General features: G+C 63.3%; 13 protein-coding genes. 7 read left to right on the forward strand and 6 right to left on the reverse strand.

What is annotated here, in order from left to right; translation table 11 throughout:
- The first annotated feature begins 244 nt into the window (after window positions 1-244).
- Complete coding sequence (locus ACQR1W_RS05015; RefSeq protein ID WP_434849783.1) at window positions 245-691, forward strand: GNAT family N-acetyltransferase; 447 nt, start codon at window positions 245-247, stop codon at window positions 689-691.
- Between the two features lie 167 nt (window positions 692-858).
- Entirely contained in the window at window positions 859-1,290 is a 432-nt protein-coding gene (locus ACQR1W_RS05020; RefSeq protein WP_008966738.1) for a hypothetical protein, read from the forward strand.
- Between the two features lie 108 nt (window positions 1,291-1,398).
- On the opposite strand, the gene ACQR1W_RS05025 is transcribed toward ACQR1W_RS05020, so the two are convergent.
- Both ACQR1W_RS05025 and pyrE read right to left on the reverse strand, forming a co-directional pair.
- A complete protein-coding gene (locus ACQR1W_RS05025; protein WP_434850426.1) occupies window positions 1,399-2,148 on the reverse strand; it encodes a DUF2865 domain-containing protein in 750 nt (249 codons plus the stop codon).
- 214 nt (window positions 2,149-2,362) lie between these two features.
- Window positions 2,363-2,920: an orotate phosphoribosyltransferase gene (pyrE, locus tag ACQR1W_RS05030; RefSeq protein ID WP_008966736.1), complete on the reverse strand. Its 558-nt coding sequence runs from the start codon at window positions 2,918-2,920 to the stop codon at window positions 2,363-2,365.
- Between the two features lie 208 nt (window positions 2,921-3,128).
- Here pyrE and ACQR1W_RS05035 point away from each other — a divergent pair, with 208 nt between their 5' ends.
- On the forward strand, window positions 3,129-3,773 hold the full coding sequence (locus ACQR1W_RS05035) for a glutathione S-transferase family protein (RefSeq protein ID WP_434849784.1): 645 nt from the start codon (window positions 3,129-3,131) through the stop codon (window positions 3,771-3,773).
- Window positions 3,774-3,903: 130 nt separating this feature from the next.
- Here ACQR1W_RS05035 and ACQR1W_RS05040 read toward each other — a convergent pair whose 3' ends face one another.
- From ACQR1W_RS05040 to ACQR1W_RS05055, 4 genes are all read right to left on the reverse strand, one after another.
- The gene (locus ACQR1W_RS05040; RefSeq protein ID WP_434849785.1) at window positions 3,904-4,539 is read right to left on the reverse strand and encodes a LysE family translocator; all 636 of its coding nucleotides are present in this window, start codon (window positions 4,537-4,539) and stop codon (window positions 3,904-3,906) included.
- 82 nt (window positions 4,540-4,621) lie between these two features.
- Window positions 4,622-5,830, reverse strand: a complete 1,209-nt coding sequence (locus tag ACQR1W_RS05045) for a glycosyltransferase family 87 protein (RefSeq protein WP_434849786.1) — start codon at window positions 5,828-5,830, stop codon at window positions 4,622-4,624.
- Between the two features lie 227 nt (window positions 5,831-6,057).
- A complete protein-coding gene (locus ACQR1W_RS05050) occupies window positions 6,058-6,972 on the reverse strand; it encodes a response regulator (protein ID WP_434849787.1) in 915 nt (304 codons plus the stop codon).
- Complete coding sequence (locus ACQR1W_RS05055; protein WP_434849788.1) at window positions 6,962-10,333, reverse strand: hybrid sensor histidine kinase/response regulator; 3,372 nt, start codon at window positions 10,331-10,333, stop codon at window positions 6,962-6,964. The genes ACQR1W_RS05050 and ACQR1W_RS05055 overlap by 11 nt, the downstream gene beginning before the upstream one ends.
- A gap of 180 nt (window positions 10,334-10,513) precedes the next feature.
- On the opposite strand from ACQR1W_RS05055, the gene urtA reads away from it, so the two are divergent.
- The 4 genes from urtA (at window position 10,514) to urtD (ending at window position 14,909) form a co-directional block, all read left to right on the forward strand.
- Entirely contained in the window at window positions 10,514-11,776 is a 1,263-nt protein-coding gene (urtA, locus tag ACQR1W_RS05060; RefSeq protein WP_008966729.1) for an urea ABC transporter substrate-binding protein, read from the forward strand.
- Window positions 11,777-12,041: 265 nt separating this feature from the next.
- On the forward strand, window positions 12,042-12,968 hold the full coding sequence (gene urtB, locus ACQR1W_RS05065) for an urea ABC transporter permease subunit UrtB (RefSeq protein WP_434849789.1): 927 nt from the start codon (window positions 12,042-12,044) through the stop codon (window positions 12,966-12,968).
- Window positions 12,969-13,006: 38 nt separating this feature from the next.
- Window positions 13,007-14,143, forward strand: a complete 1,137-nt coding sequence (gene urtC / locus ACQR1W_RS05070; protein ID WP_434849790.1) for an urea ABC transporter permease subunit UrtC — start codon at window positions 13,007-13,009, stop codon at window positions 14,141-14,143.
- 10 nt (window positions 14,144-14,153) lie between these two features.
- Window positions 14,154-14,909 (forward strand): urea ABC transporter ATP-binding protein UrtD, encoded by a 756-nt coding sequence (gene urtD / locus ACQR1W_RS05075; RefSeq protein ID WP_008971817.1) that lies wholly within the window; start codon window positions 14,154-14,156, stop codon window positions 14,907-14,909.
- The last annotated feature ends 84 nt before the right edge of the window (window positions 14,910-14,993 follow it).

Raw genomic sequence — 14,993 nt, forward strand, 5'->3', positions numbered from 1 at the left:
GTGATGCTGCGTGTCAGTCCTATGAAAAGCATACGCCGGATGGGCGGCCTTCGAAACCCGGAGGGGGCCGGGCCCCCAGGAATGATGATAATTTATGCAAAGTTCAGGCCGGGTTCCCGATCAATTGAGCATGCAGAATGGACTCTTCAAAGCGCGGACAGTTGCGATGCACCAAGCGATTTTGCTCGGGGGGCGCGCTGGAATCAGATGATTGCGAAGGGCGGATTTAATGCCTGAAGCAAGATTGGCGCAGGCGGGTGATTTGGATGGGCTAATTGCGCTTTTCGAGACTTCCGAAGTCAGCGCGGTCGCGGCCCCACGCGAGCGGGCGGCGCGAGTTTGGGCGCAAATGCTGTCGCGGGAAGGCCTGACGGTTTTCGTCTCGGAGGTCGACGCAACAGTGGTCGCAACCTGCATGCCGATCACCGCGCCCAATCTGCTGCGAGCGGGGCGCCAGCATGGTTTTCTCGAAAATGTCGTCACGCATCCCGACCATCGCGGGCGAGGACATGGACGTGCCGTCGTCCTCGCCGCGTTGCAGGAAGCCTGGCGGCAGGAGTGTCATCACGTGCTGCTGCAGAGTGGCCGAGCCGACCCGGGGGTGCACCGCTTTTACCAGAGCTGCGGCTTCAAGCCGGGGTTGCGGACCGCCTATGTGGCGCAGCGGGGGCTCGATCTCAACGATTTGTGAGCGGAGCGGCGAGCCTGGACCGGGCTTTCGTCGGGAAGACACGGATTTCAAGCTTCCCAAATCGACAAGAACAAATTAAGAACAATTTAGCAAGCGCTGATATAGGCTCCCATTCGGTGCCATCGGCGCCGCTCCACAAAGGCATCAGCGTTTCCAGCGAGGACACCATGTCCGGTACCGCCTTCGATCCCTTGGCTCTCACCCGCATTGCCGATTTCGCCCGCACGCTATCGCGGCTGCACCAGGCGGCGCGGCGGCGGCCGATCGACGACGACCAGATCGACCGCGAGTTCAATGCGGTCTGCCTGTCAATCTGGGGCTATACGACCGATGACCTGTCCGACGACCTGTTCTCGGACACCGATCACACTTTCCTCGACGGTCTGGACGAGGCACGTGCGCGCATCTTTGCGGCCGAGCAGGGCTATGACCTCGTGGACGACGAGGGCATGCTGACGGACTGGTGGGGCTTCTGCTGGTTGATCCTGGCCGAGAAGCGCGGTCTGTTGACGCCGGAGAACCGCGCCGCGGCGCGGGCGGCGATCGAGGAAAAATATCTCAACGCACCGAACGTGATCGGCGTGATCGTCGGGCGGTGATGTCTGCAAGTCGTTCCGGGATGGCGCGAAGCACCGGACCCGCGACCTCGAAGTGAATGCGCCATTCTCGCGTATTGCGCGGCCCTGCCGCGGAATAGCGCTTCGGAATCAATTCATCTCAGCGCGCTTGTCACGGCCTGCCGCCGGCTTTGGCGCGATGCTCATCGGCGGCGCCGCACTGGGCACGCTCGCGGTGACGTCGGCCGGGATGGCGTCGGTCGCGACCATGTCGGCGCGCACGGGCGCCACCTTCATCTCGGTCAAACGGGCGCGCACCTCGTTGGTCAGGCCCGGATAGGACGCGACCGGCGTGAACTCGGAGGTCTGGGCGGTGCCGCCGCCGCGCGGGCCGGTATAGGCGACCAGCCCATCGGTGGTGGCCACCACGTCGCCGGGGCGCAACGAATTGTCGAGCGCAAGGTCGACCGGAGCCAGGCCCGCGGGATCACGGCCGTTGCAGGTGCAGTCCGCGCGCAGGGCCTTGCGATAGGCGAATGCATTCTCGCTGTCGGCATAGCGCTCGCCGGTTGCGGCGGTCGCATAATCGATGCTGGAGCCGAAATAGACCTTGGTCGCGCTGGCCGGACAGAAGGCCTGACACATCTGAGCCGGCGAGGCGAGCCCGCGCATCAGCGGAAAATAGCGGCCGTCGCAGCTTCGCACGCAGAACGCCGGTCCCGAGCCGCCGGAGACGACTGCGCGCGGTTGCGGCGGGGCTTGCGGATTGGTGCCGAACGGATCGGCAAAGAAGCCCTCCTGCTGCCGCTGCGGCTTGGTGAAGCCGCCGAACAGGAAATCGAAGAAGTTCTCAGCCGCGGCCCGATTCGGCGTCGCGGCGACCGCTGCGGCCAGCGCCATCGCGACCGTCAGGATCAGGCGCCGCGGCGAGACCTGCAAAGACGAGAACCCGTTACGCAACGCTCACTCCCATCCGCAACAAGGACCATCCCAAACGCGGATGCGTTTGCCCCAAGATCATGCCGCCACAAACAAGCCATCCTTGTGGCAGCCCGTCAGCTTTGCGGTAACCCTAATGGCGGATGGTAAATGAGCGGTATGCTTTGCGGCCGGCTCACAAGAATTCGCTGGCTTTATAGAGCGCCTGGAACGGCAGGCCGGCCTGCGCAAAAGCCTCGGCCGCGCCTTCCTCGCGATCAACCATCGTGAACACGAGCGCCACGTCGGCGCCGGTCTCGCGCAGGGTCTCGACCGCCTTCATCGCCGAGCCGCCGGTGGTGGTGACGTCCTCGACCACGACGATGCGCTTGCCCGCCAAGGTCTCGTCCTTGGCGAGTCCTTCGATCGCAAGCCGGGCGCCATGTTCCTTCGGCTTCTTGCGGACGAAGAAGGCCGCGATCGGATGGCCCTTGATCCAGGAGATCTGCGCGATCGCGCCGGCCAGCGGCACCGCGCCCATCTCGAGCCCGCCGATGTAGTCGTAATGCTCGTCCTTCAGCGCTTCATAGGTGAGCTCGGCGAGCAGGGTGGCGCCCTCCGGGTCCATCATGGTCGGCTTCAGGTTGAAATAGAAATCGCTCTTGCGGCCCGAGGCCAGCGTGACTTCGCCACGGCCGAACGAGCGCCTGCGAATGATCTCGAGGAGGCGGGCACGCGAGGCGGATTTGGACACGGTCTCTGATCCCGATTGTTAGGGTTCAAACATTCGCAATTTATCGGCGGCGTGACGCACATGCCAGCGGACAAGCGGGCCGTCAACAGCGGCGAGGCGGTGCACGCAGGGCGTTCCGCCACCGGCAATAGCGAACAAATCAGCCGTTTTGCCGCGCGATCTTACCGATGCTACAGACCTTGCCTGAACAAGAGCTGAAGAGGCGCGGATGACCATCGAGCTTTACACCTGGAACACGCCGAACGGCCGCAAGATCTCCGTCGCCCTGGAGGAAATGGAGCTGGCTTACAAAGTCATCCCGGTCGACATTACCAAGGGCGAGCAGATGGCGCCGGCGTTCCTGGCCATCAGCCCGAACAACAAGATCCCGGCGATCGTCGATCCCGATGGCCCCGAGGGCAAGCCGGTGTCGATCTTCGAATCCGGCGCGATCCTGCTTTATCTCGGCGAGAAGACCGGCAAATTCCTACCGAAACCGCTGGCCGGGCGGATCCCGGTCTACGAATGGCTGATGTGGCAGATGGGCGGCTTCGGCCCGATACCGGGCCAGGTGCACCATTTCATCGCGCTCGAAAACGAGCAGGACCGCGCTTACGGGCTCAAGCGCTACATGGCCGAGACGCGCAGGCTGTATGGGGTGCTGGATCGCCGGCTCGCCGCTCACGAATTCGTCGCGGGCGAGCTCTCGGTGGCCGATTTCGCTATCCTCGGTTGGGCCTGGCGTCACCCACGCCATAAGGTAGATCTCGCCGATTTTCCCAACGTCAAGCGCTGGTACGAGGCGTTGATGGCACGGCCAGCGGTCAAGCGCGGCATGGAGGCGAAGCTGGATTGGGTGCGGCGAGCACTGTGAACTCTTTCACTCAGGTCAAGGTCGTGCGCAGATCTCGCGCAAATTCAGTCGGGGTGCACGCCGCAAGGTCGGTGCACCCTCTCCCCTTGTGGGAGAGGGCACACTGAATGCGGCGTGAGATGTTGGTCAACTATCCCCTTCTCGCCTCGAACGCCATGCGCATCGCAAGCCCGGCGAGCACCGGGCCCATCAGATAGCGCTGCACCAGCGCCCAGCTCGGTCGCGTTGCGAGGAACAGCGCGATCGTGCCTGCCGCCATCGCGATGGCAGCGTTGATGCTGATGCTGATCGCGATCTGGATTGCACCCAGCACGAGCGATTGCGTCAGCACGCTGCCGGCCGCGGGATCGATGAACTGCGGCAACAGCGCCAGATACAGCATCGCGATCTTCGGGTTCAGCAGGTTGGTGACGAAGCCCATGATGAACAGCTTGTGCGGGCTGTCGGCGGCAAGCTTGCGCACCTGGAACGGCGAGCGTCCGCCGGGCTTCACCGCCTGCCAGGCCAGATAGAACAGATAGGCCGCACCCGCCAACCTCAGCGCGTCATAGGCGAAGGGCACTGCTGATAGCAGCGCGGTGATGCCGAACGCCGCTGACAGCATGTAGACCACGAAGCCGAGTGCCACGCCGCCGAGCGAGACCAGCCCGGCTGCGCGTCCCTGCGTGATCGAGCGCGAGACCAGGTAGATCATGTTCGGCCCTGGTGTCAGCACCATGCCGAGCGAGACAAAAGCGAAGGTGAGCAGGGAGGAGGGCAGTGGCATGATCATCTCGATTAGGGGGCGACTGCCAAGCCGTAGCGTGGATCGCCGCCCGACGTCATGCGAAAGATTGCACCGAGAGCAATCACCTTGCAGCAGGCGGCGCAACGTTCAGTGCAGGCAACGGGCGGTGATCGGCGCTGAGTGCATCGCTAGGCGAGCGAGCGATGCGCAGGAACAGAAGGAACGCCATGGTCGCGGCGGCGAAGGGCACGGAGTGTCCGATCATGACGAGAGCGCAGGCGAACAAGGCGATCACAAGTGCGACCTCCAGAGCCGGGGTCGGCTCGCCGGCGTCGGCACGCGCCTTCCAGCGGATCGCGATTGCCGCGGTAACCATCGGCATGTCGTAGATCATCGCGTAGGGTGTCGCGATGACGCTGCCGATGGCGGCCATCGCGATGGCCCTGTCGGTCATGCCCTGCCGGCAGGCGCGCCACGTCAGCGCAATGACGACGCAGGAAAACAGCAGCTGGACCGTATAGCCGATAATGACCGGCGCCCCGATTGCATGCATCCCTGCAACCATGGTCGGCATCAGATGGTCAAGGCTGGCCTGATTGTCACGCAGCAGTGACTGATAGCTCGGAAAGCGCGCGATCCACTGCTGCCAGATCGACCAGTCCAACGTCGCGCTCGTTAAGACGAGAATGAGCAGTGCCGTCGCAACGGCAGACAGGATGGCCGCAAGATTCCGCGACGCGATCAGAACGACCGGCAGCAGCAGCACGAATTGCGGCTTGTAGGTCAACAGGCCCAGCAAGGCGCCACCGAGGATCGGGCTGCTTGTCAGCTGGCGCAATCCTCCGATCAGCAGCGCCGCCGACAGGAAGCCGTTCTGTCCCGAAATGGCGACGATCAGCGTCGTCGGCGCCGCGAGCAGGGCGAGGCCGAAGATCGACCGCCAGCTCCGTCCCAACGTTGCCAGGACATAAAGCGCAAAGGTGCCCAGAACCCAGCAGAGATAGGCGAACGGCAGCGTCATCATTCCCAGGGGGATGAGGACCAGCAGAAAGGTCGGCGGGTATGGATAAGGGAAGCCGCCATCCAGCGCCGGGTCGAGACTGTGCTGATAGTCCGCCAGCGCAAAAGGATCGTAGATGGCAGTGCCGGAGCTTGCCGCGAACTTGCCGAACGACCAGAAGCCGAAAAAGTCGCCGAAGGCCGGCTGCGGCGATGCCAGCCACCAACGGACGAGATACAGGCCGTTGTAACCGCAGAGCGCAATCAGAAGAATCAGGAACAATCGGACATCGCGCTGCTGACGGGATGCTGCAGTTGAAGCCGCTGTCATGGGACTACGTTGGGGCTGCGTTTTAGGGCCCGGAGGATGCAATGAATGGGTGGTCGGTGCGTTTTTCCTACCGAAGCTTCGTCCGAACCTGCTGGACGATGTCTTACCGGTGCATCGGCCTATCGAATGTTGATGTCGTCATATCTAACAAACGGTTAAGCCGTGCGGCGGCGACATTGAACGACGACACCACTGTTTGTCGCACCCCAATCAGGGCAATCGCGAAGTCACGTCTCTCGCCGGGTCGCGCCGGTCGCGATCGCCGCGGCCGCGGTACGATTCTCGACGCCGAGCTTGGCGTAGATCTGCTCCAGATGCTTGTCGACCGTGCGCGGGCTTAGGCCCAGGATCTGCGCGATGTCGCGATTGGTCTTGCCCTTGGAGAGCCAGGACAGCACCTCGCCTTCGCGCGTAGTGAGCCCGAACGCGCTGGAGAACTCCGCAGGGAACGTGTTGGTGGATTCCTTGGAGAGGCGGAGCAGAAACTCATTCGCTCCGGCGTTGCCCATATAGTGGAGCTTGAGCTCGGGCCGTTCTGGAATCGAGGCCGCCGGCTTTCCTCCGCCCTTGCCCATTTGCGCCTGATCGAGCCAATGGCGCAGCGCCTCCGGCAGCACCAGCGCATCGGTGGCGCCGAAGCTGTCCGTCAGGAGCTTCTGCGCCTGGGGTGTCGCCCACATCAGCTGGCCGTCGCGGTCGACCGCGAGCAGGAAACGCCCGGATACGTCGAGCGCGGCGCGTGCGCTCTGGGTCATGCGCGCGTTCGCCAGATGCACGCGGATGCGTGCCAGCATCTCCTCGACCACGATCGGCTTGGTGACATAATCGACCCCGCCGGCCTCAAGGCCCTGCACGATGTGCTCGGTGTCGGCTAATCCCGTCATGAAGATGACCGGCACGTTGCTCAAGCCGGCGTCGCGCTTGAGCCTTCGGCAGGCCTCGAAGCCATCCATGCCGGGCATGACGGCGTCGAGCAGGATGATGTCGGGCGTGATCTGGTCGACGATGCGCATCGCCGCGGCGCCGTCGAGCGCGACCATCACGGTCATGCCGATGCCGTCGAGCGCGTCGGTCAAGAGCCGCAGCGTCTCCGGCGAGTCGTCGACCACCAGCGCGACGTCGCGTTTTCTGTCAGTGTTCATATGCGTGCAGGGTCTTCAGGGTTGCCATGTACTGATCGAGATCAAAACGATCGATCAGCGCGCGCATTTGCATCACGAAGTCGGCGTGCTCAGGGTGTTCGGTGCCGATTTCATCGAGCTTGAGCTGGATGGCGCGGATATAGCCGATCCGACCGAGATTGATCAGCTCTTCGAGGTATTTGAGTGGCGGCCGCGAACCGGTCTCCGGACGCCAATATGGAACGGCAATCAAGTCGGCTTCGTAGGTCCATTCCAGCTTGAGCAGCTGCCGAATCGTTTCCAACAGCCGCGGGATGTCGATCGGCTTCATCAGATAGCTGTCGTGGAACGGCTGGGCCAGCGGCCGGCCATGCGCTTCCAGCGCGCTCGCCGAGGTCATCAGGATACGGGCCTGGTGATGACCGCCCTTGCGCAGGGTCTCGGCGACGGTCCAGCCATCCATGCCGGGCATCGAGATATCGAGGATGAAGAGATCGGGCTGGCAGTGCTGTGCGAGCGCAAGGCATGACGGGCCGTCCGGTGCACTCAACAAGATGAAACCGAGCGGCGTCAGCACCTCGCGCAGCAGATCGCGATGGACGGGATCATCGTCGGTGACCAGGATGGTCTTGCGCGGCCCTTGATAACCGGCGACGGGCGCCTTCACCGGTGCGTGCCGCGTCGGATTGATGACCTCCGAGAGCAGGATCTTGACCCGGAAGGTGCTGCCGGTGCCGACCTGGCTGGTCACCTTGATGTCGCCGCCCATGACGCCGGCCAGCAATCGGCTGATGGTGAGTCCGAGGCCGGTGCCGGTGTGGGGCTGCGAGGCGCCGAGCGCGCCGCGCTCGAACGGTGCGAAGATGCGCTCGAGGTCGTCGGGCCGGATGCCCGGGCCCGTGTCGATCACCTCGAATTCGGCGACGGGGCTGCGATAATGCACCACGAATTGGACGCTGCCAGTTTGCGTGAACTTGATCGCGTTGGAGAGCAGGTTGATCAGGATTTGGCGCAGCCGCTTCTCGTCGGCATAGACCACGAGCGGCAATACGGTCGGCCGCTTGAACACGAAATCGACGCCTTTGGCGGAGGCCTGCAGCCGGAACATGCCGACCAGCTGGTCAAGGAATTCGCTCAGGCGCACCTCGTCACGCGACAGGTAAAGCCGCCCAGCCTCGATCTTGGAGATGTCGAGGATGCCGTCGATCAGCCCGGAGAGATGATCGGCGCTGCGCCGGACCACGCGCACCTGATCGCGCGGCTTGGATGACAGACTGGAATCCTGTTCGAGCAGCTGGGCATAGCCCGAAATCGCATTGAGCGGCGAACGCAGCTCATGGCTCAGCCCGACGACGTAGCGGCTCTTGGCCAGGTTGGCAGATTCCGCCACCTCCTTGGCGCGCTGCAATTCAGCATCGGTGCGCTTATGCGCCTCGATCTCCGCGATCAGGAGCTGGGTCTGTCGCCGCGTCTCGGCCTCGGCAGCCCGGCGACTCTGCTGCGCCAGCACGAACAGCCACGCAACGACGCCGATGATGATGGAGAGCGCGAAGAACACCTTCCACAAGACGTCGGAGACGACGAGCCTGTCCGCAGGTTGCGCTGTCGTGGTCTCCAGATAGATCATGCCGAGCGTGAGTGCGACCAGGCCGGCCGAGGTCACGAACACGCCGAGATAATGGCCGAGCTGCGAATTGATCCTGGCCAGGATTTGTTGCGGCAGCATGCCGCCCAGCGCGGCCGCGACCTGGGCCTGCACCCGCGCATGCGGCTTGCAAAGGTCGTGGCAGCGCGCATCCAGTGAGCAGCAAAGCGAGCAGATCGGGCCGGCATAGGCCGGGCAGGAGGTGGTGTCCTCCGGCTCGAAGTGATGCTCACAGATGCAGCACTGGATCTGCTCGATGTTCTGCCAGCTCCGCTTCGGTTTGCGGGCGATGTAATATTTGCCATCGGTCGCATAGGCGATCGCGGGTGCCACAATGAAAGCCGTCGCCAGCGCCACGAAGGCGGAGAGTGCCTTCGCCGTCGGCCCGAACAGGCCGTAGAAGGCGCTGATCGACACGATGGTCGCGATGGTCATGGCGCCGACGCCGACCGGGTTGACGTCGTAGAGATGCGCGCGCTTGAACTCCATGTGTTGCGGGCGCAGGCCGAGTGGTCGGTTGACGACGAGATCGGCGACCAGCGCACCCATCCAGGCGATCGCGACGTTGGAGTAGAGCGCGAGCGTCTGCTCCAGCGCCTTGTAGACACCAATCTCCATCAGGAGCAGTGCGACGACGACATTGAACACCAGCCACACCACGCGGCCGGGATGACTGTGGGTCAGGCGCGAGAAGAAGTTCGACCAGGCGATCGAGCCGGCATAGGCGTTGGTGACGTTGATCTTGAGCTGCGACAGGATCACGAAGGTGCCGGTCAAGGCCAGCGCGAGCTCCGGCCGGGACAGCACATAACGGAATGCCTCCAGGTACATGCTGGCAGGCTCGGCCGCGTGCTCGGTCGGCACGCCATGGACCAACGCGAAATAGGCCAGAAATGAGCCGGCAAGCAGCTTCAGCGCGCCGAGCACGATCCAACCGGGGCCGGCGCCGAGCAGCGCGATCCACCAGGCCTTTTTCGAGGTCCGCCGATCGCGCGGCAGGAAACGCAGGAAGTCGACCTGTTCGCCGATCTGCGCCACCAGGGAGAACACGACGGAAGCGGCGGTGCCGAACAGCAGCAGATCGAGCTGACCGGATGGATCACCGTGGAGGCCGGCAAACTTCGTCCAGGTCGTGAACGCGCGCGGATTGGCATAGGCAATCGCGGCGAAGGGCACGACGTGCAGCACGATCCAGAGCGGCTGCGTCCAGAGCTGGAAGCGGCTGATCAGCGTGATGCCGTGAGTCACTAGTGGAATGATGACGATGGCGCTGATGAGATAGCCGATCGGCCGCGGAATGCCGAAGCACATTTCGAGCGCCGAGGCCAGGATCACCGCCTCGAGTGCGAAGAAGATGAAGGTGAAGCTGGCGTAGATCAGCGAGGTGATGGTCGAGCCGATATAGCCGAAGCCGGCGCCGCGCGTCAGCAGGTCGATGTCGATGCCGCATTTCGCAGCATGATAGGCAATCGGCAGGCCGCACCCGAAGATGATCAGACTGACGACCAGGATCGCGGCGGTCGCGTTGGTGACGCCGTAGTTCAGCGTGATCGTGCCGCCGATCGCCTCCAGCGCCAGGAAGGAGATCGCACCGAGCGCGGTGTTGGCCACACGTGCGGCGGACCAGCGTCGCGCGCTCTTGGCCGTAAAGCGGAGCGCGTAGTCCTCCAGCGTCTGGTTGGCGACCCACTGGTTATACTGTCGCCTGACGCGGTCTATCCGCTGCCGCCCTGCCACTCCCCAACTCCTGACCCGAAGCGGTCTTCACCGAGTTCGTCCCGCCCCCGCAACCGCCGTCTGAAGCCTACGTCGCGCTTTTGCGGTGCAGTATACGCAATCTTGCGTATCCGTGCAGTGCACAAACCGCGCCATCCTTCGTCTGACCCAAGCGTCATCGATCCGAAAAATGGGGTGGTCATGTCAGACGATATCGAAAGAGGCCTGAAATCGCCGCTGAGGCGCCAGTTGCTGATGGGAATGGCCGCGATCCCGGCCCTCACCATGCTGCCGCGGCCATCATTGGCCGACGTTCCTGCAACCTCCGCGGTGAATACGACCGGGCTCGCAGTCACCGATAGCGAAGTGACCGTCGGCATCCTGCACTCGGTGACCGGCACCATGGCGATCTCCGAAACCGGCTCGGTTGAAGCCGAGAAGCTCGCCATCGAGCAGATCAACGCCCAGGGCGGCGTGCTCGGCCGCAAGATCAAGTTCATCCAGGAAGACGGCGCCAGCGACTGGCCGACCTTCGCCGAGAAGGCCAAGAAGCTGCTGGTGAACGACAAATGCGCGGCCGTGATGGGCTGCTGGACATCGGCCTCGCGCAAGGCGGTGCTGCCGGTGTTCGAACAGTATAACGGCATGCTCTACTATCCGACCTTCTACGAAGGCCTCGAGCAGTCCAAGAACGTCATCTATACCGGCCAGGAGGCGACCCAGCAGATCATCGCCGGGCTCGACTGGGTCAATAAGACCAAGGGCGCGAAGAGCTTCTATCTGCTCGGCTCCGACTACATCTGGCCGCGCACCTCCAACAAGATCGCGCGCAAGCACATCGAGAACCACCTGCAGGGCTGCAAGGTGGTCGGCGAAGAATACTTCCCGCTGGGGCACACCCAGTTCAACTCGGTCATCAACAAGATCAAGCTGACCAAGCCTGACGTGATCTACGCGATTATCGTCGGCGGCTCGAACGTCGCCTTCTACAAGCAGCTCAAGGCCGCCGGCATCGACATGTCGAAGCAGACGCTGCTTACGATCTCCGTCACCGAGGACGAGATCGATGGCATCGGCGGCGAGAACATCGCCGGCGCCTATGCCTGCATGAAGTACTTCCAGTCGCTCGACAATCCGAACAACAAGGCCTTCGTTGCCGCGTTCAAGAAGATGTGGGGCGAGAAGACCGTGATCGGCGACGTGACCCAGGCCGCCTATCTCGGCCCCTGGCTGTGGAAGCTGACCGTCGAAAAGGCCGGCAGCTTCGACATTGACAAGATCGCGGCGGCCTCGCCCGGCGTCGAGTTCAAGGGCGCGCCGGAAGGTTATGTCCGTATCCACGAGAACCACCATCTGTGGTCGAAGACCCGCGTCGGCCGGGCCAAGGCGGACGGCCAGTATGAGCTGATCTACGAGACCGCCGATCTGGTCGAGCCTGATCCGTTCCCGAAGGGCTATCAGTAAGGCGCTGATCAGCCAGCGGGCACTGCTCTGCGCTGCTTGTCGCAGCCTTCGATGGCGACGCTGTCGCGCCAGTGAAGGTGTGCTCCCTCCCCCTTGTGGGGGAGGGCTAGATCCCACGAACGGCCTTTGCTGGGTGCCCCCCCCTCCCTAACCCTCCCCCACAAGGGGGGAGGGAACGACTGCGGCCGCGGAGACAGCCAGCTGCACGAGCCAAGGGACCTTCCAGCACAGGCAAGCACGGGCGCTTCGCCCGAGAGGACGGATCATGTTTGGTGACTACTCACTCGGCGACCTCGCAGCGATCTTCGCCATGCAGGGCTTTGCGGGGCTCATCCTGTTTTCGGTCTATGTGCTGATGGCGCTGGGCCTTGCCATCATCTTCGGCCAGATGGGCGTCATCAACATGGCGCATGGCGAGTTCATGATCCTGGGCGCCTACGTCACCTGGATGACGTCGAACGCGTTCCAGCAGTTCCTGCCCGCGCTGTTTCCCGGCTATTTTTTCGTCGCGATGACGCTGGCTTTCATCGCATCCGGCGCGCTCGGCATGCTGGTCGAGTGGGCGCTGATCCGCCATCTCTACAAGCGGCCGCTGGATACGCTGCTCGCGACCTGGGGCCTCAGCCTGATCCTGCAGCAGACCTATCGCTCGGTGTTCGGTGCGCGCGAGGTCGGCGTCGAACTGCCGGAATGGATGATGGGCTCCTGGCAGGCGACGGACTCGATCCAGATCCCGATCAACGGCATGTTCGTAATGGGGCTGACCATCCTGATCACGATCGTCGTGGCCTATGTGCTGTTCTGGTCGCGCTGGGGCAAGCAGGTCCGCGCGGTCGTGCAGAACCGGGTGATGGCCGGCGCGGTCGGCATCAACACCGAGAAGGTCGACCGCTACACCTTTGGTCTCGGCTGCGGCATCGCCGGCATCGCGGGCTCGGCCTTCACCATGATCGGCTCGACCGGCCCGACTGCCGGCCAGCTCTATATCGTCGATACCTTCCTCGTCGTGGTGTTCGGCGGCGCCGCCAGCCTGCTCGGCACCATCGCCTCCGCCTTCACGATCTCGCAGACGGACTCGACGCTCGAGTTCTTCATGTCGGGCTCGATGGCCAAGGTGATCACGCTGCTTGCGATCGTCGGGATCCTGATGCTGCGCCCGCAGGGCCTGTTCGCCCTCAAGGTCCGCAAATAGGCGATGCAGGGTTCTGCCCATAACAAGAAAGCACCGTCATGATCATCAACTCGCGCTTTTTCAACCGCTCCGAACTGATCGGCTTCGTCTCGCTGCTGCTCCTGCTCGTGATCATCCTGCCACTGGCGCTGGATGTGTTCCGCCTCAACCTGGTCGCCAAATATCTCACTTACGCGTTCGTCGCGATCGGGCTCGTGATGTGCTGGGGCTATGGCGGCATCCTGAGTCTCGGGCAGGGCGTGTTCTTCGGTCTCGGCGGCTACTGCATGGCGATGTTCCTGAAGCTCGAGGCGTCGAGCGTCGAGAATACCAAGATCCAGTCGACCCCGGGCATCCCTGACTTCATGGACTGGAATCAGCTCACCGCACTGCCGTTCTTCTGGAAACCATTTCACAGCTTCCCGTTCACGCTCGCCGCGATCATCCTGGTGCCCGGCATCTTCGCCTTGATCGTCGGCGCTGCGATGTTCAAGCGCCGCGTCGGCGGCGTCTATTTTGCCATCATCACCCAGGCGATCGCGGCGATCCTGGGCATCCTGATCATCGGCCAGCAAGGCTACACCGGCGGCGTCAACGGCATCACCGATCTGCGCACGCTGCTCGGCTGGGACATCCGCACCGATCACGCCAAATACATCCTGTACTTCGTCGAGGTCGCGCTGCTGTTCGGCTGCGTCATCATTGCGCAGTTCATCCGCCTGACCAAGCTCGGGCGCATCCTGGTCGCGATGCGCGAGCAGGAGGACCGTGTCCGCTTCTCCGGTTACAGCGTGGCCAACTTCAAGATCTTCGCGTTCTGCGCCGCAGCGGTGTTCGCCGCGATCGGCGGCGCGATGTTCACGCTTGAGGTCGGCTTCATGTCGCCGTCCTTCGTCGGCATCGTGCCTTCGATCGAAATGGTGATCTACACCGCGGTCGGCGGCCGCATATCGATCTTCGGCGCCATCTACGGCACTATCCTGGTGAACTTCGCCAAGACAAGCCTCTCCGAGACGTTCCCGCAGCTCTGGCTGTTCGGTCTGGGCGCGCTGTTCATCGCCGTCGTGCTGGCCTTCCCCAACGGCCTCGCGGGCATCTGGGGCGACTACGTTCAGCCCCGGATCGACCGCCTGTTGGCGTCACGCGGCCCGAAAGCCGGCAATGGCCTGGTGGCCAACGGCGCCCCCGCAGAGTGAGGAGAGACGAATGCTCATCGGTCACCAGCCCAAGGACTTCCTGCTCGCGGTCGAGGCGCTCACCGTCTCCTTCGACGGCTTCAAGGCGGTCAACGACCTCTCATTCTATGTCGAGGAGAACGAGATTCGCGTCATCATCGGTCCGAACGGCGCCGGCAAGACCACCGTGCTCGATCTGATCTGCGGCAAGACCAAAGCGACCTCGGGCTCGATTCAATTCCGTGGCAAGGAGCTGACGAGACTCAAGGAGAACGAGATCGTCCAGGCCGGCGTGGGGCGGAAATTCCAGACGCCGTCGGTGTTCGAAGACCTCACCGTGTTCGAGAACCTTGAGATCTCCTACCCGCGCGGCCGCACCGTGTTCGGCTCGCTGACCTTCCAGCGCGACGCGGCGGTCAAGGAGCGCGTCGAGGAGGTAGCCGAGATGATCTTCCTCAAGGATCGCCTCAACACCTATGCCGATGAACTCAGCCATGGCCAGAAGCAATGGCTCGAGATCGGCATGCTGCTGATCCAGAACCCGGATCTGCTGATGCTCGACGAGCCGGTCGCCGGCATGAGCGTCAGCGAGCGCGCCAAGACCGCCGAGCTGCTCAACCGTATCATCAAGGATCGCTCGGTGCTGGTGATCGAGCACGACATGAAGTTCGTCGAGGACATCGCCCACAAGGTGACCGTGCTGCATCAGGGTCAGATCCTCTCCGAGGGCACCATGGAGAAGGTCAAGACCGACCCGAAGGTGATCGAAGTCTATCTGGGGCATTGAGGTGGGCATGTTCAAGAATTCGCTCGTGCGGCAGGCGTGGTGTGCTCCCCTCCCCCTTGCGGGGAGGGGTAGGGGGTGGGGGTC

The sequence above is a fragment of the Bradyrhizobium sp. HKCCYLS1011 genome (assembly GCF_051167795.1).
Classification (GTDB): Bacteria; Pseudomonadota; Alphaproteobacteria; order Rhizobiales; family Xanthobacteraceae; genus Bradyrhizobium.

What these genes read in the sequence shown, in the direction of transcription:
- ACQR1W_RS05040 (WP_434849785.1), bottom strand. Translation starts at nt 4,539, where the DNA reads ATGCCACTGCCCTCCTCCCTGCTCACCTTCGCTTTTGTCTCGCTCGGC.
- urtD (WP_008971817.1), top strand. Translation starts at nt 14,154, where the DNA reads ATGCTCATCGGTCACCAGCCCAAGGACTTCCTGCTCGCGGTCGAGGCG.
- ACQR1W_RS05045 (WP_434849786.1), bottom strand. Translation starts at nt 5,830, where the DNA reads ATGACAGCGGCTTCAACTGCAGCATCCCGTCAGCAGCGCGATGTCCGA.
- ACQR1W_RS05020 (WP_008966738.1), top strand. Translation starts at nt 859, where the DNA reads ATGTCCGGTACCGCCTTCGATCCCTTGGCTCTCACCCGCATTGCCGAT.
- ACQR1W_RS05050 (WP_434849787.1), bottom strand. Translation starts at nt 6,972, where the DNA reads ATGAACACTGACAGAAAACGCGACGTCGCGCTGGTGGTCGACGACTCG.
- urtB (WP_434849789.1), top strand. Translation starts at nt 12,042, where the DNA reads ATGTTTGGTGACTACTCACTCGGCGACCTCGCAGCGATCTTCGCCATG.
- urtC (WP_434849790.1), top strand. Translation starts at nt 13,007, where the DNA reads ATGATCATCAACTCGCGCTTTTTCAACCGCTCCGAACTGATCGGCTTC.
- ACQR1W_RS05025 (WP_434850426.1), bottom strand. Translation starts at nt 2,148, where the DNA reads ATGGCGCTGGCCGCAGCGGTCGCCGCGACGCCGAATCGGGCCGCGGCT.
- ACQR1W_RS05035 (WP_434849784.1), top strand. Translation starts at nt 3,129, where the DNA reads ATGACCATCGAGCTTTACACCTGGAACACGCCGAACGGCCGCAAGATC.
- urtA (WP_008966729.1), top strand. Translation starts at nt 10,514, where the DNA reads ATGTCAGACGATATCGAAAGAGGCCTGAAATCGCCGCTGAGGCGCCAG.